This is a genomic window from Planomonospora corallina (assembly GCF_042650625.1).
GTDB classification, from domain to species: Bacteria; Actinomycetota; Actinomycetes; order Streptosporangiales; family Streptosporangiaceae; genus Planomonospora_B; species Planomonospora_B corallina.
This window is the reverse complement of the sequence record NZ_JBHSBM010000030.1, coordinates 1-15,858: the sequence shown is the minus strand read 5'-3', so window position 1 is coordinate 15,858 and position 15,858 is coordinate 1. Positions and strand designations below refer to the sequence as shown.

The 15,858-nt window shown below is 75.5% G+C and carries 12 protein-coding genes; 10 read left to right on the top strand and 2 right to left on the bottom strand.

Translation table 11 applies throughout. The features are described from left to right. From ACFOWE_RS24710 to ACFOWE_RS24675, 8 genes are all read left to right on the top strand, one after another. The coding region (locus ACFOWE_RS24710) for an AMP-binding protein (RefSeq protein WP_377291771.1) at positions 1–571 on the top strand (571 nt) is incomplete at its 5' end. A 90-nt stretch (positions 572–661) separates the two neighbouring features. Further along, positions 662–1,318 carry an NADPH-dependent FMN reductase gene (locus tag ACFOWE_RS24705; RefSeq protein WP_377291769.1) on the top strand — a complete coding sequence of 219 codons (657 nt, stop codon included), beginning with the start codon at positions 662–664 and terminating at the stop codon, positions 1,316–1,318. After that, entirely contained in the window at positions 1,315–1,581 is a 267-nt protein-coding gene (locus ACFOWE_RS24700) for a hypothetical protein (RefSeq protein WP_377291767.1), read from the top strand. Before ACFOWE_RS24705 ends, ACFOWE_RS24700 begins: the two co-directional genes overlap by 4 nt. A 106-nt stretch (positions 1,582–1,687) precedes the next feature. Beyond that, positions 1,688–3,577: a non-ribosomal peptide synthetase gene (locus tag ACFOWE_RS24695; protein WP_377291765.1), complete on the top strand. Its 1,890-nt coding sequence runs from the start codon at positions 1,688–1,690 to the stop codon at positions 3,575–3,577. Next, positions 3,574–4,335 carry a thioesterase II family protein gene (locus ACFOWE_RS24690; protein ID WP_377291763.1) on the top strand — a complete coding sequence of 254 codons (762 nt, stop codon included), beginning with the start codon at positions 3,574–3,576 and terminating at the stop codon, positions 4,333–4,335. The genes ACFOWE_RS24695 and ACFOWE_RS24690 overlap by 4 nt, the downstream gene beginning before the upstream one ends. Positions 4,336–4,347: 12 nt before the next feature. Then, positions 4,348–4,554, top strand: a complete 207-nt coding sequence (locus ACFOWE_RS24685) for an MbtH family protein (RefSeq protein WP_377291761.1) — start codon at positions 4,348–4,350, stop codon at positions 4,552–4,554. Then, positions 4,547–5,776 carry a cytochrome P450 gene (locus tag ACFOWE_RS24680; protein ID WP_377291759.1) on the top strand — a complete coding sequence of 410 codons (1,230 nt, stop codon included), beginning with the start codon at positions 4,547–4,549 and terminating at the stop codon, positions 5,774–5,776. The genes ACFOWE_RS24685 and ACFOWE_RS24680 overlap by 8 nt, the downstream gene beginning before the upstream one ends. A 36-nt stretch (positions 5,777–5,812) precedes the next feature. Next, positions 5,813–10,378 (top strand): amino acid adenylation domain-containing protein, encoded by a 4,566-nt coding sequence (locus ACFOWE_RS24675; protein WP_377291757.1) that lies wholly within the window; start codon positions 5,813–5,815, stop codon positions 10,376–10,378. 352 nt (positions 10,379–10,730) lie between these two features. On the opposite strand, the gene ACFOWE_RS24670 is transcribed toward ACFOWE_RS24675, so the two are convergent. Both ACFOWE_RS24670 and ACFOWE_RS24665 read right to left on the bottom strand, forming a co-directional pair. Continuing rightward, on the bottom strand, positions 10,731–12,041 hold the full coding sequence (locus ACFOWE_RS24670; protein ID WP_377291755.1) for an EAL domain-containing protein: 1,311 nt from the start codon (positions 12,039–12,041) through the stop codon (positions 10,731–10,733). Positions 12,042–12,124: 83 nt separating this feature from the next. Next, the gene (locus ACFOWE_RS24665; protein WP_377291753.1) at positions 12,125–12,499 is read right to left on the bottom strand and encodes a response regulator transcription factor; all 375 of its coding nucleotides are present in this window, start codon (positions 12,497–12,499) and stop codon (positions 12,125–12,127) included. Positions 12,500–12,662: 163 nt separating this feature from the next. On the opposite strand from ACFOWE_RS24665, the gene ACFOWE_RS24660 reads away from it, so the two are divergent. Then, complete coding sequence (locus tag ACFOWE_RS24660) at positions 12,663–15,320, top strand: PAS domain S-box protein (protein ID WP_377291751.1); 2,658 nt, start codon at positions 12,663–12,665, stop codon at positions 15,318–15,320. Then, on the top strand, positions 15,304–15,819 hold the full coding sequence (locus ACFOWE_RS24655; RefSeq protein WP_377291749.1) for a response regulator: 516 nt from the start codon (positions 15,304–15,306) through the stop codon (positions 15,817–15,819). Before ACFOWE_RS24660 ends, ACFOWE_RS24655 begins: the two co-directional genes overlap by 17 nt. The last annotated feature ends 39 nt before the right edge of the window (positions 15,820–15,858 follow it).

The window sequence follows — 15,858 nt, the reverse complement described above, 5'->3', positions numbered from 1 at the left end:
GCTCTACCACCCGGCGGACCGCGGGTCGCGGGGCGTCGTGCTGGAGCACGGCCAGCTGGACGCCCTGCTGGAGGGCGTGCCGCCGGTCCGCGCGGGCGAGCGCGTCACCGTGCGGGGCCGTCTCTCCGCTGGGGCCGTCAACGCCGGCCTCCTCCGTGCGCTGTGCGGCGGGGCCGAGCTGGTCCTGTCGCCGGACGGGCCCGGCGCGCCTCCCGGGCCGCGGTGGTGCTCCGCGCGTTTCTACGGGTCCCTGGAGACCGGGGTCGCGTGCGCCGCGCGCACGCCGCCCGCCGCCGGGCCGGGCCCGGCCCGGACCCTGGTCGGCCCGCCGTTCCCCGGGTGCCGCCTGTACGCCCTGGACGACGACATCCGGCCGCTCCCCGTGGGCGCCGTGGGCTCCCTCTACGTGGGGGGCAGGGTGGTCGCCCGCGGTTACCTGGACGACCCGGCGGCGACGGTGAGCCGTTTCGTCCCCGATCCCTTCGCCGAGGACGGCAGCCGCATGTTCGCCACGGGACACCGCGTGCGGCTGCTCGAGGAGGGGGCGCTGGAGCGCCTCGACGGCGGCTAGCGGACCGGGAGCCCAGGGACGCGCTCCGGAGGATCCCACCGCCCCGCCCGACCGTGACCCGTCCCGCCAACCGAACAGACAGGAGCGGAAATGCCCATCACCCCTCATGTCACCGTGCTGAGCGGCGCGCTGAACGCCGGCTCGCGTACGGAGCGCCTGGCCCGCTGGTGTGCGCGGGAGTTCCGCGCGCGAGGCGCGAGCGCCACCCTCTTCCGGGGCGCCGAGCTGGACTTCCCGTTCTATCCCGGCACCGGCCGGCACGGCCCCGGGGTGGTCCGCTTCCTGGACGACCTGGTCCGTGCCGACGGCGTCGTGCTGGTGACGCCCTCCTACCACGGCAGCGTGTCCGGCCTGCTCAAGAACGCCCTGGACTACGTCAACGAGCTGGCCGCCGACGAGCGCCCCTTCTTCGACGGCAGGGCGGTGGGATGCGTCGCCCTGGCCGGCGGGGAGCAGGGGGCGGCCGCGACCCTGGCCACGATGCGCGCCATCGTGCACGCCCTGCGCGGGTGGCCCACGCCGCTCGGCGTCGGCGTGGCAGGGGACTCCCTGCCGGACGGCGACGTCTCGCCCGGGGTGGAGCGCACGCGGCGGCAGCTCGGCCTCATGCTCGACCAGGTCCTGTCCCGGAGCGCCGCTCCGGTGCCCGGCGGACCGGAGCGCGGTGAACCGGTCCGGCCCGCGCAGGTTCCGCGGTCCCCGCAGGTCCGCGGTGAGACGCTGGCCGCCCTGGCGGGCCCGCAGTGACCGCCTGGGGCGGCGGCCGGTCCGCCCGGGCACCCCGCCGGCTGCTCGGCGCCGTGTCGGTCCTGGCGCTCACGGCTCTGGCGCTCACGACCATCCTCGCGGCGGGCGCCGCCGCGGGCGTTCTCGCGCTGCCCGCCGTCGCCGTTCTGGTGCTCCTCGCGCTGACGGCGTCCGACGCCGGATACGGCGGCGTGTCCCGGGGCGGTTCGTCCCCGGAGATTCCCCTCGACCCCGGCCTTTATCGGGACCGCCGGGAGAGATAACCCGCGTTTAACCGTTTTTATCTATTTTCCGGAATATGTCGAATATCAACGGTCGGCCCCGTCCGGGCGGACCGGGTGCGATCCACGTCACGAAGCAGGAGCTCCGATGACCCACAGTTCGACTCCAGACGTTCCGGGCGGGTACGCGGGCGCGAGACGCGTCCTCGACGCGGTGCTCCGGTGGGCCCGGCAGGCTCCCGCGGCCACCGCGGTCCGCGCGCCGGACGGCGAGTTCCGCTTCGCGGAGCTGGCCCGCCACGTCGACGCGCTCGCCGCCTCCCTGGTCGCGGCCGGGGCCGGCCCGCAGACCCCCGTCGGCCTGTGCACCGGCAGGTCGCGCTGGTCGGTGCCGGGACTGCTCGCGATCTGGCGGGCGGGCGCCACGGCCGTGCCGGTCGACGACGGGCACCCGGCCGACCGGATCAGCTTCGTCCTGCGCGATGCCGGGGCGCGGATCCTGCTCGGCGACCGGCTCCCGCCCGGCGCCGAGATCCCCCGGTCGCGCACGCTCGTCCCGGCCGAGGAGGCCGGGCGGCACGCGAGCGCCTGGGCCACGGCTCCGGACCCGGACGACTGCGCCTACGTCATCTACACCTCCGGCACCACCGGCTGGCCCAAGGGTGTGGAGGTCACCTACCGGGGACTCGACACCCTGCTCGACGCCCTCGCCCACCTGGAGCTGGCACCCGGCGGGCTCGGCGTCAACGCCGTGTCCCCGGCGTTCGACGGGTGGCTGTGGTGCACGCTGCTGTACCTGTGCCACGGGCAGGGCGTGGCCCTGGTGGACCTGGAGGAGGGACTCGACGCGGCGCTCGACGCGGTGCGCCCGCGCACCGTCTGCCTCACGCCGTCGCTGCTCGCCTCCTGCACCGGGGACATACCCAGCGCCCGGGTCCTGGTCGTGGCCGGGGAGCCCTGCCCGCCGGAGCTGGTGGGCCGGTTCGGCGCGGGGCGGCGGATCCTCAACGTCTACGGCCCGACGGAGACGACGATCGCGGCCACCTGGGCCGACAGCGGGCGCGGCGACGACGTGCGGACGATCGGCCGGCCGCTTCCCGGCTACCGGGCCCGCGTCCTCGACGGGCACCGCCGTCCGGTACCGCCGGGCGTCCCCGGAGAGCTCTACCTCGCCGGGGCCGCCGTCGCCCGCGGGTACCGCAACCGGCCGGGCCTGACCGCCTCCCGGTTCGTCCCCGACCCCTTCGGGGAGGCCGGCGACAGGATGTACCGGACCGGCGACGTGGTGGTCGAGCGGCCCGACGGGCAACTGGAGTACCGCGGCCGGCTGGACGAGCAGGTCAAGGTGCGTGGCCTGCGCGTGGAGCTCGGCGAGATCGAGCGCGTGGCGCTGCGGGCGCCCGGCCTCCGCGCCGCCGCGGCCTTCGTGACGGAGGCCGGTGACGCGATCGGGCTCGCCGTGGTGCCCGGCTCCCCGGCCCCGGCCGGGGAGCCGCCCGTGACCACGGCCCAGGACCAGGTCGCGACCGTGACCACGACCACGACCACGGCCACGGGTACGGCCACGGGTACGGGTACGGGCACGGGCGCCGGACCGGGCGCCGGACCGGGCGCGGCCGCCCGGCTCGCGGCGGAGGTCCGGTCCCGCTGCGCGGCGGGTCTGCCGGAGGCGATGGTCCCCGCCGTGGTGGACGTCGTGGCGGCGCTGCCGACCCTCCCCACGGGCAAGGTCGACCGCGCCGCGCTCGCCCGGCTCTCCCCGCCCAGGTCGTCGGCCGGACGGCCGCCGCGGGACGAGCGCGAGCGCCTGGTCTGCGACGTGCTGGGCGAACTGCTCGCCCGGCCCGTCGAGGACGCCGAGGCCGACTTCTTCGAGATCGGGGGGCACTCGCTGCTGGCCGCCCGGGCGGTCTCGGCGCTGCGCCGCCGTACCGGGCTGCGCCTGACGATGGCGCACCTGCTGGCCGCCCCCAGCGCGGCGGGCCTGGCCGCCGCGCTGGACCGGCTCGCCGCGGACTCCCTGGTGGGTACGGCATGAGCCGCCCGTGGCTGGTGTCCTGGCCGCCCCCGTCCGGTGCGGCGCCGCCCCGCCCGACACTGCTGTGCCTGCCGCAGGCGGGTGCGGGCTGCGGCCAGTTCCGCTCCTGGCAGGACGCGCTGGGCCCGGAGGTGTCCGTGGTCGGTGTGCAGCTCCCCGGCCGGGAGAACCGCTTCACCGACCCGCCGGCGCGCACGGTCGAGGAGGTCGTCGGCGCGGTCGTCGCCGAGCTGGCCGGCGTGGCCGGGAGCGGGGTTCCGCTCGTCGTCTTCGGCAACAGCTTCGGCGGGCTGCTCGGCTACGAGATCACCCGGGCCCTCGGCGGCCGGTACGGCCGTGCCCCGGACGCGCTGGTCGTGGCCGCCTGCCGTCCCCCCGGCATGTGGACCGGCGCCGGCCGAGGCCTGACCGAGGGGGAGGACGAACTCGCACGGCTGCTGGCCGCCCGGGGGCTCGGCGACGACGACCTCGACGAGGACAGCCGCGAGCTGGCCCTGGAGGTCCTGCGGCACGACGCCCGGCTCTCCCTGACCTACACGCACGACGCCGCCGCCGGAGGGGCGCCCTGCCCGGTCGAGGCGTGGGGCGGCCGGGACGACGGGACCGTCACCCCCGAGCAGCTCGCCGGCTGGCGGGAGCACGCCGCCGCGGGATTCCGCCGCCGCCTCTTCCCCGGCGGCCACTACTTCTGCCTGGAGCGTCCCGGCGCGGTCCTGCCGCTGCTGCGGGAGCGGCTCCGCGAGGCCACCCGAGTCTGAGAGGAGCCGGAAGTGAACGACGGGACCCACCGCTACACGGTGCTGGTCAACGGGGCCGGGCAGTACGCGCTGCACCCGGAGGGGGCCGAGGAGCCCTCCGGGTGGCTGGCGGCCGGCTTCGGCGGGACCGAGGAGGAATGCGTCGCCCACGTCGACCGGTGCTGGACCGACACGCGCCCGGCGCACCTCCGCCGGCCGGCGGGAGCCGGACATGCGTGACACGCCGGACACGGGAGTGGACCTCCTCGACCCCGGGCTCTTCGCCCGGGACGCCTTCTGGCCGGTCTTCGCCTGGCTGCGGGAGCACGCGCCGGTCCACCGGCACCCCGAGCCGGACGGCCCCGGTTTCTGGGTGGTCAGCCGCCACCGCGACATCGCCGCCGTCTACGCCGACGCCGGGACCTTCAGCTCGCGGTACGGCATGCGCCTCGACAGCGACGCCGGCGCCGTCGCGGCCGTCTCCCAGCGGATGCTGATCGTCTCCGACGCCCCCGACCACACCCGGCTCAAGCGGGTGCTCCAGAGGTCCTTCGGACCGTCGGCCATGCCCCGGCTGGAGGAGCTGGTGCGGCGGGTCGTCGCCGAGGTGGTGGGGGAGGCGGCCGAGTCCGGCGAGGTCGACTTCATCGACGTCGCGAAGAAGATCCCCAACCATGTGGTGTGCGCGCTCATGGGCATCCCCCGTGAGGACCGGGAGTGGATCGGCGACGTCACCACCGCCGCCTTCGAATCGGAGGACGAGGCCGAGCGGAGCGGCGCGCACGGCGAGATCTTCCTCTACTTCGCCGACCTGTTGCACGAGCGCAGGACCCGGCCGGGCGACGACTTCGTCAGCGCCATCGCCGCCGAGCGCCGGACCGCCGGCGCCGCCGGCGAGGAGCGGCCGCTCACCGACGAGGAGATCATCTTCAACTGCAACGGCGTGCTGGCCGGGGCGAACGAGACGACGCGCTACTCCGCGGCCGGGGGCGTGCTCGCCCTGGCGCGCGACCCCGCGCAGTGGGCCCTGCTGCGGGCCGCGGGCGCGGCCGCGGCGCCCGCCGCGGCCGAGGAGATCCTCCGCTGGACGACCCCCGGGGTGCACGCGCTGCGCACCGTGATGCGACCGGCCCTGGTCGGCGGCGTCCGCGTGGAGCCCGGCGACCGGGTGACGCTGTGGAACGTCTCCGCCAACCGCGACGAGGAGATGTTCGACCGGCCCGGCCGGTTCCTCGTCGACCGCGCCCCCAACCGGCACATCGCCTTCGGTCACGGCCCCCACCTGTGCCTGGGCGCCCGCCTGGCCCGCCTGGAGCTGAGCGCCTTCGTGGCGGAGCTGACCCGGCGGGTCGAGCGGATCGAAGTGACCGGTGACCCGGTCTACAACGCGTCGAACTTCACCTGGGGCCTGCGCCGCCTGCCGGTACGGCTCTCGCCCGCCCGGGTCCCCGCGACCGCCTGACCCCTCTCTTCCCGTGTCGCCCAAGGAGGCACCAGCGTGGCTATCAAGATCATTGATCATGACGGGCGGGCGGCCGTCCCCGACTACCTCGACCTGCCGACCGACCGGAGCAGGGCCGGCGGGAGCCCCGGGGAGCCCGCGGGACACGTGAGCGCGCCGGTCCCCGTCGAGGGCCGCAGCACGACGTGGTGGACCGCGGTGTTCCTGGCCTTCCTGCACCGCTACAGCGGCGCGGTGGACATCGCCCTGACCGGTCCGGACGGACTGACCCACCGCTACGGCGTCGCGCCCGCCGACAGCGTGCGCGTGCTGGCCGCGCGCGTCACGGCCCGGCCGGTCGGCCGGGGCGCCCCCGGAACCGGGGACACCGCCGGGGACACGGCCGGGGACACGGCCGGGGACACGGCCGGGACGGAGACCCGCGGGGTCACCGCGGCGCTGACCACCGGCGAGCACGGCGGCGGCATCCGGTCCGACCTCACCCTGCTCGTCACCGGCGACGGCGCGGTGCTGCTGGCCGCCGCCGACCTGTGGTCACCGGAGACGGCCGCGAGCATGGCCCGCCACCTGATCACGTTCGCCTCCGCCGCGCGCCGCGCCGGGGACGCACCCGTCGCCGAACTGCCGCTGCTGGACGACGGCGAGCGCAGGCGGCTGCTCGTGGAGTGGAACGACACCGCCGCGGACTGGCCGCGCGGCGACTACCCCGCGCTGGTCGGCGCGTGCGCCGCCGCGACGCCGGACGCGCCGGCCGTGGTCCACGGGACGCGGGTGGTCACCTTCGGCGAGCTGGAGGCCCGCGCGAACCGGATCGCGCACTTCCTGCGGCGCGTCGGCGCGGGCACGGGCGAACGCGTCGGCCTGCTGTGCCCGCGCGGGGCCGACTTCGTCGTCGCCGTCCTGGGCGTCCTGAAGTCCGGCGCGGCCGTCGTGCCGCTCGACCCGGTCAACCCCGACGCCCGCATCGCCCAGATGGTCGAGGACGCGGAGCCCGTCGCCGTCCTGGCCCCCGAGACGCTGCTCGAACGGGTGCCCGGCGGCGTGCGGGCGCTGCGCGTCGACGCCTCCGAGTTCGACGCCGAGCCGACCGGCGCCCCGGCCGTGGAGCTGACCGGCGACACGGTCAGCCACCTCATCTACACCTCCGGCTCGACCGGGCGGCCCAAGGCGGTCCTGGAACGGCACGGCGCCCTGGTCAACCTCGTGCACTGGACCCGGCGGGCCTACGGCGTGCGCCCCGGCGACCGCGCCTCCTGGCTGTCCACGCCCGGCTTCGCCGTACAGCTCATGGAGTGGATGCCGTACCTCGCGCTCGGCGTCACCGTGTGCGTGGGGGAGGTGGAGGAGCGCACCCCCGAGCAGGTCAGGGACTGGCTGGTCGCCGAGCGGGTCACCCACACGATGCTGGTGGCCGCCCTGGCCGAGCGCGTGTGGCCGCTGGAGTGGCCCGGCGGCACCGCGCTGCGGGTGATGGTCACGACCGCCGAGCGGGTGCACAGCTGGCCGCCCGCCGACACGCCGTTCCGGGTCGTGATGACGTACGGCTCGACGGAGACCACCAACGTGCTCTCCTGCCTGGACCTCGGCGCCGGCTCCGACCTGACCTCCCAGGCCACGCCCGAGGAGGTGCGCGCCGCGCGACCGGTGCCGGTCGGCCGCCCGATCGCCAACACGAGGGTCTACATCCTCGACGAGTTCGGCACCCCCGTCCCGGCGGGAGTGGTCGGGCGGCTGCACGTCGCGGGCGCCGGCGTCGCCGCGGGCTACCACCGCCGCGACGAGCTGACCGCGGCGAGGTTCCGGCTCAACCCGCTGGCCGAGGAGCCGTCCGCGGTGCTGTACGACACCGGCGACCTGGCCCGCTATCGGCCGGACGGGGCGGTCGAGCTCCTCGGCCGCTCCGACGCGCAGGTGAAGGTCCGCGGTTTCCGGGTGGAACTGGGCGAGGTCGAGACCGTGGTCGCCGCCGCCCCCGGGGTGACGGAGGCCGTCGTGGTCGCACGTGAGGAGGAGTGGGCGGGCACCCGGCTGGTCGCCTACGTCGCCCCCGCCTCGGCCGAGGCGCGGGCCGTGCGCACCTACGTCTCCCGCAGGCTCCCGCAGTACATGGTCCCGGCCGCCGTCGTCGCGCTCGACGCGCTGCCCCGGCTGGCCAACGGCAAGCTGGACCTGCGGGCGCTGCCCGAGCCGGCCGCGCTCGACACGGGCGCGCAGGCCGTCGCGCCGCGCGACGAGGCCGAGACCGCACTGGAACGCATCTGGGCGGCGCTGTTCCGGGCCGAGCGGATCGGTGTGCACGACAACTTCTTCGAGCTGGGCGGGCACTCGCTGCTGGCCTTCCGGCTCATCGACGAGGTCCGCACGGTGTTCGCCGTGGAGCTGAGCCTGCCCGACCTGTACCGCAGCCCGACCATCGCGGGACTCGCCGAGCTCGTCACCACCAGCCGGACCACCGGCCGCTCCGACTTCGGCGGCATGTCCGCGATCGAGCCCGACCCGGAGAACCGGTTCCAGCCGTTCCCGCTCACCGAGTGCCAGCAGGCGCTCTGGGTCGGCCGGGGCGACGCGGTCGACCTGGGCAACGTGGGCTGCCACGGCTACTTCGAGTGGGAGAGCGACCACCTCGACATCGAGCGCTTCACGGCCGCCTGGCGCAAGCTGGTCCTGCGTCACGACGCGCTGCGCACGGTGATCCGCCCCGACGGGCTCCAGCAGGTGCTCGCCGAGCCGCCGGACTACGACATCGACGTCCTGGACCTGCGCGGCGCCGACCCCGCCGAGGCCGAGGCGGTGCTGCTCCGGCTGCGCGAGCGGCTCTCCCACCAGGTGCTCGACGACGGCCACTGGCCGCTGTTCGACGTGCGGCTGTCGATCCTGCCCGGACCGTGGAAGGTCCGCATCCACCTCAGCCTGGACTTCCTCATCTCCGACGCCTGGAGCTACTTCCAGGTGCTGATCCCCGACCTGGTCCAGCTCTACGAGCGCCCCGACGAGGATCTGCCGCCGCTCCGGCTGACGTTCCGCGACTACGTCATCGGCGGCCGCGACCGGCTCGCCGCCAGCGACGTCTACCGGCGTTCGGAGATCTACTGGCTCGACCGGATCGACTCCCTGCCGCCGGCGCCGGTGCTGCCCGGCCGCCCGCCGGAGCAGGAGACGCTGCCCATCCGGTTCGACCGCCGCGACCACCGCCTGGACGCGGCGACCTGGGACCGGGTGAAGGCGCAGGCCACCGAGTTCGGCGTCACCCCCTCGGTCCTGCTCTGCGCGATCTTCGCCGAGACGCTCCGGGCGTGGAGCGGTATGGAGCGCTTCACCATCAACTTCCCGATCTTCAACCGGCTCCCGCTCCACCCCGACGTCAACGGGCTGCTGGGCGACACCACGACCACGATGCTGCTGGCGGTGGAGAAGTTCGACGGGACGTTCGCCGAACGGGCGCAGGCCCTGCAGGCCCAGCTCTGGGCGGACCTGGAGCACCGCTACTTCAGCGGGGTCCAGGTGCTGCGCGCCCTGGCCCGCAGGCGCGGCACGATGGCCCCCGCCATGCCGATCGTCCTGACCAGCCTGGCCGGGCACCCGCCCCGCGCCTTCGCGGCCTCGCTGGGCGAGGCGACCTACTCCATCTCGCAGACCCCGCAGGTCTCCATCGACTTCCAGGTGTTCGAGGTCGCCGGCGAACTGCTGATCAACTGGGACTTCCTGCCCGGGCTCTTCCCCGACGGCCTGGTGGAGGAGATGTTCGACGCCTACACCGAGATCCTGCGGAGGCTCGTCGACGACCCCGCCTCCTGGCACGCCGGCTCCTTCGGCCTCGGCCCGTTCGACGTCGCGGCGCTGGCCGCCTCGGCGGCCGGGGGGCGGGGCGCGCGTGACACCGGCGACGCCTGGGAGCAGTTCTGGTCCGGTGTCGAGCGGACCGGCGCCGGCGGCGACGTGCTCTGGGACCCCGACAGCGACTCCGAGCTCGCCGCGTGGGTCGGGGTGGCCGTGCGGAGGATGGACCGCGCCCTGCCGGTCGTGGACATCGGCTGCGGCAACGGCCGGTTCACCCGGGCCTTCGCCGAGCACTTCCCCGCGGCGATCGGCACCGACGTCTCGGCGAGCGCCATCGCCCACGCCGTCGCCGAGTCGGCGGGCCGCCCCCGCACGGCCTTCCAGACCCTGGACGCGACCCGGCCGGAGGAGGGCGCGGAGCTGGCCCAGGAGATCGGTGACGCCAACGTGTTCGTCCGCGCGGTGCTGCACGTGCTCGACGACGCCGGCCGCGCCGCCTTCGCGGAGACGGTGGGCGAGCTGACGGGCGGGCGCGGGGTGCTCATCCTGCTGGAGCCCGCCTACGAGGAGTCGTCCTTCGGCTACCTGGGCGTCGTGGGAGGCGACCGCGGCCGGGCCGCGACGCTGGTGCGCCCGCTGGAGCGGGCGGGCGTCCTGCACTCCAGCCGGTTCGGCGACGCCGAGCTCGAGCGCTTCTTCGGCCCGGCCGACGGCTGGGAGCACGTCGCCTCCGGCGCCGTCGAGTTGGACGCGGTGGACCCCGAGTCCGACACGGCCTCCGTGAAGGTCCCCGGCTACTTCGCGGTCGTGCGGAGAGCCCGCTGACCCCGGCCGGTCACGCGGAGCCCGGACCCCCGGGCTCCGCTGCAGGAAGGTGGTCAGCCAGAGCGAGAAGACCACGCCGAGCGCTATCACGTCCGCCAGGCCGCGCAGGCCAGCCGCCCGGAAGGCGGAGGAGAAACCGCTCCCCGGGTCGATCTCCGTGTGGTGCTGCATGCCCGTCAGCACCAGGCAGGCCGGCACGTACAGGGCCATCGAAACGACCAGGGAGTACACGATCGCCTTCGGCAGGTGGCGACGCGGGTCCCCGCGGCCCTCCTCCCGGGCCATCCGCCGCCGGCGCGCCCGTCCCGCGTCGTGCTCCGTGCGGCCCGGTCCCGCGGCGGCGGAGCCGCTCTCAGCGGTCGTCCTCCAGCGCGCTGATCGTGTGCATCAGCGCGCGCAGGACGCGGCCGGCCAGGTCGGGGTTCTCGCTGACGGCCGCCTCCCACCGGTCGCGCCGCCCCGGGGCGCGGCGGGTGACGGCCACCAGCGCGCGGGAGGGGGAGAACGCGACCAGGCAGCTCTGGCCGACCAGGGGATGGCCCGCGGTCAGGTCCGCCGCGCGGACCTGCCGGCCGGCGTGCCGCGCGGCGTCCGGCCCGAGCAGCAGGACCAGCGGGGACCTGTCGACCAGGCCGCGGTAGAGCTCACCGAGCCGGGGCGCCCGGGTGTGGTCCGTGGCGAGCAGCAGGCCCGAGACGCGCGGGACCTCGGCGGTGAGCGACGGGCCGAGCAGCGTCAGGACGAGGTCGTCGGCCTCCGCGCGGGTCAGCTCGGGCGTGGTGTAGGCGCCGGCCTGGACGGCCAGCTCCCAGGGGGTGGCGGGCCCGCCGGCGGGCACGCGCCGGGTCGGGATCGGTGCCGCCAGCAGGGGCATGGCCGCCGGCAGCGCACCGGCGGGGGCGTGGAAGGCCCCCTGCTGGTAGACGCCGCCGAGATCGCGCGCCCGCCGGTGCGCGGACCCGTCGTCGACGCCGGAGACCAGCAGGGTCGCCGGGTAGGACTCGCCGTGGCCGAGTACGGCGCCCAGCGCCGCGGCGGCGTGCAGCCGGGAGGCGTCGACGGCGATGACGTCGGGCTCCAGGGCCGGCAGCAGCGGCTGGGCCTTGGCGGTGGGGTCGACGCCGGACAGCGCCACGCCCCAGCCGTCCGCCCGGGCGGCGCGCACGGCCTCCACCGCCTGCCAGGGATAGCGCTCGAGGGCCGCGCCGTCGAGCTCGGCGAAGATCCGAAGGCGGGCCGCCGCCTCCCAGACGACGGGGAGCAGGTCGTCGGGGCACTCGGTGACCAGGGAGTCGGCGCTCAGGTGGACGAAGAGCGAGACCGCGCGGGGCAGTCGCTGGTCCATCAGCTTGCGGAACGCCTCGGCGCGGCAGATCCAGTCGAGCTCACCGGCCCGGCCGATCGCGCGGGCCGCGGAGAACAGCCGGTCGGGGGCGTGCAGCGCGGTGCCCCGGGGGCCGTTGACCCGCGCGGTGAAGCCCGCGGTCTGCCCGCTGGGCACGTCGCGGACGGGCTGGAACGTCACCTGGACCGACCGGGTGTCGATGATCTCGGTGATCAGCTGGATCTCGTCGGCGGGCGTCCGCGGGGGCGCGGAGGAGGCGGTCGCGGGGCGGCCGCCGCGCTCCCACAGGATGTCGGTGGCCGGACGTGCCTGGTGCATGGGCTTCTCTCGGAGGGTGCGGGATCGGTGTCGGGCGGTGTGCCGGATGCCGTTCGGCGCCGCTCGGTGCCGTCCGGCCTCGTTCAGCGCCGCCCGCGCGTGAGCAGCGCGTCGACGCGCAGGGCCAGCTCACGGGGGCTGAACGGCTTGATGATGTAGTCGTCGGCTCCGGCGTTGAACCCCTCCTCCACGTCGCTCTCCTGCCCGCGGGCGGTCAGCATGATGATGGCGATGTCGGAGGTGGACCGGGCCGCGCGCAGCTTGCGGCAGAGCTCCAGGCCGGAGTAGCCGGGCAGCATGATGTCGAGTACGGCGACGGCCGGCGGCTTCTCCTGGGCGGCGGTCCAGGCCTGCGGCCCGTCCTCCACCGCGGTCACCTCGTGGCCGGACAACTCCAGGCGGAAGGCGACCAGGTCCCTGATGTTGGCGTCGTCCTCGACGAGCAGGATCGCTGCCATCTGTTCTCTCCAAGCGTCGGCGATGATGCCCGCTCCATCGGCAGGGGACGGCCCGGCTTTACCCGATCGGCGCATCGGTGACTTTGGTCCTCATCTGACGCGGCGCGGGGGCTACGGGGGATTCGTGCTCAGGTGCCGCCGCGCGGGGCCGATGACGGTGGGCGTGAAGAAGCTCCCCGACCGCCTGCGTCCCGGTCTGCCGCGCTCGGTCCACGCACCGGCGGCGGTGGTCCTGGTCGCCGGCGCGCTGCTCTCGCTGGTGCTGGGCACGGTGGTCCAGGCGGCGCAGCGGCGCTCGGCCGACGCGGCGATCGACCGGCGCGCGGTGAGCGCGCAGGCGACGGCCTCCGCCGAACTGCAGCGGTACGTGGACGCGCTGCGCATGACCGCCGACGACCTGGCGGCCGGGCCGGATCCCACCCGGGCCGGTTTCGAGGAGGCGACCCGCCCGCTGGAGTACATGCGCCTGCGGGGGGCTACCTCGATCATGTTCATCGCCTCCGTCCCCACCGGCGGCGTGGCCGAGGCCCAGCGCCTGTGGCGCTCCCGCGGCGCGACCGGTCTGGAGCTCACCCCCGCGGCGGGCCACGACGAGCAGCTGTTCGTCGTGCTGCGCCGGCCCCTGGAGGACGCCTCCCCGTCCCCCCTGGGCGTCAACGTGGCCCCGGTCGCCGAGCCGGCGGGAGCGCTGCGGCGGTCACGGGCCACGGGCGCCCCGGCGGTGTCGGACCCGTACGTGCTGCTGCGCGACCGCACGCTGCCGAAGGCCCGGCAGCGGCTCTCCTTCGTGCTGGCAGCCCCCGTGACCGCCACCGGGGGGGAGCAGGCCGGGCAGCTGCGCGGCTGGGTCGTGATCGGCGTGCGCGGGGCCGACTTCCTGGCCTCCACCGTCTCCTGGGCGCAGCGGAGCGACCTGCACCTGACGCTGGAGGCTGACGGCACGGAGGTCGTACGGCTCGGCCGGGAACACGAGGGCATGCCGTACCGCCAGGTGAGCGTGCCGGTGGCCGACCGGCGGTGGCGGCTGACGGTCGGGACCGAACTGGCCACGCTCACCGGCGGCGGCGCCCACCTGGGCGCCGTGATGACGACGGCCGGACTGCTGGTGACGCTGCTGCTGGCGGTGCTGGTGAACGTGCTGGCCGGCGCCCGCGCCCGGGCGCACGCCCAGGTGGAGGCCGCCACCGCCGAACTGCGCCGGACGGAGGCCGAGGCGCGCCACCAGGCCGCGCTCCTGACCACGGTGCTCGACACCATCGGCGACGGGGTGGCCGTCGTCGACGAGACGGGCCGCTTCCTGCTGCACAACCCGGCCGCCACGGCCATCGCCGGGACTCCCGACGACATGGAGGACCCCGCGGACTGGCAGTCCCACTTCGGGATCTTCACCCCCGGCGGGGACCCGTTCCCCACCGCGCGCCTGCCGATGGTCCGGGCCCTGGCGGGCAGGAGCAGCGACCAGACGCCGATGGTCATCCGCGGCCCCGCCCGCTCCGAGGGGACCGTCGTGTCGGTCTCGGCCCGGCCGCTGGAGCTGCCCGGCGGCCGGCGGGGAGCGGTGGCGGTCTTCCACGACGTCACCGAGCGCACCCGGGCCGAGGAGCGGGTGCGCAGCTCCGAGGAGCGGCTGCAGCTGCTGCTGGACGGCGCCCGCGACCACGCGATCGTCATGCTGGACACCGAGGGCGTGGTGCGGAGCTGGTCGGCCAACGCCCGGCGCCTGACCGGCTACGCCGAGGAGGAGATCGTCGGCCGCGGCGCCGAGGTCCTCTTCATCCCCGAGGACATCGTGGCCGGCGAGCCCCGCCGGCTCGTGCGGGAGGCCGCCGCGACCGGCCGGGCCGAGTTCGAGGGCCCGCGCGTACGGCGGGACGGGACGCGGTTCTGGGCACACTGCATCCTCAGCGCGGTGCGCCACGCCGACGGCTCCCTGCGGGGGTTCGTGATGGTCACCAGGGACAACAGCGAGCGCCGGCAGGCGGCGCAGGCGATCGAGGAGCTCAACGCCGACCTGCGCCGGCTCAACGCCGAGCTGGGGCGGCGCGTCGCCGAGCGCACCGCCCAGCTGCAGGAGCAGGCCGAGCGGCTGCGGCACGCCAACGCCGAGCTGGAGGCGTTCTCCTACAGCGTCTCGCACGACCTGCGCGCCCCGCTGCGCTCGGTGGACGGCTTCGCCAAGATGCTGATGCTCGACCACTCCGGGACGCTGGACGAGAGCGGCCGCCGCTACCTGAACAAGATCAGGGACGGAGCCCAGCGGATGGGGCAGCTCATCGACGGTCTGCTGGCCTTCTCCCGGCTGCAGCGCCAGAGCATGGCCTTCCGCCCGGTCGCGATGGACGAGCTCGTCGCCGAGGCGTGGCGGGACCTGGCGGCCGAGCGGGCGGACCGGGACGTCACGCTGACCGTCGGCGACCTGCCGGCCGCCCACGCCGACCCCGGCCTGATGCGGCACGTCCTGACCAACCTGCTGGGCAACGCCGTCAAGTACACCCGCGGCCGCGAGGGCGCACGTGTGCGCGTCGACGCCGTGACCGGCCCCGGCGGGCGGGTCGTCTACCGCGTCGCCGACAACGGCGTCGGTTTCGACATGCGTTACGCCGGCAAGCTCTTCCAGGTCTTCCAGCGCCTGCACCGCGCCGAGGACTACGAGGGCACCGGCATCGGACTGGCCCTGGCCGCCCGGGTGGTCCGCCGCCACGGCGGGCGGATCTGGGCCGAGGCCGTACCCGGCGAGGGGGCGACCTTCTCCTTCTCCCTCCACCCCGACAGCGACGACCTTCCCACGACCGAGGAGCCCGCCCATGACGCCGCAGCCTGACACCAGTGTGCTGCTGGTCGAGGACAACCCCGACGACCTCGAGCTGACCATGCACGCCCTGCGGCGCGGCGGGTTCGCCAACGACATCACGGTGGCGCGCGACGGCGCCGAGGCGCTGGACTACCTGTTCTGCCGGGGCCCGCACGCCGGCGTGACCCCTCCGCCCCGGCCCCGGGTCATCCTGCTCGACGTCAAGCTGCCCAAGGTCGACGGGATCGAGGTGCTGGAGGCGGTCCGCGCCGACGCCCGCACCCGCCGCATCCCCGTGGTGATGCTGACCTCCTCCGCCGAGGACCGCGACCTGGAAGCCTGCTACGCCCTCGGCGTCAACAGCTACATCGTCAAGCCCGTCGAGATCGACCGGTTCTTCCACGCCATCCAGCAGGTCGGCATGTACTGGCTGGTCCTCAACCACCCGGACGACCATCCCGGCGCCCGTTCCGACGCCCACCCCGACGCCCTCGGCCCCGCGCAGGTCCAGCCATGTCCACTGCACTGAACGTCCTGTTCCTGGAGGACGACCCCGACGACGCCGAAC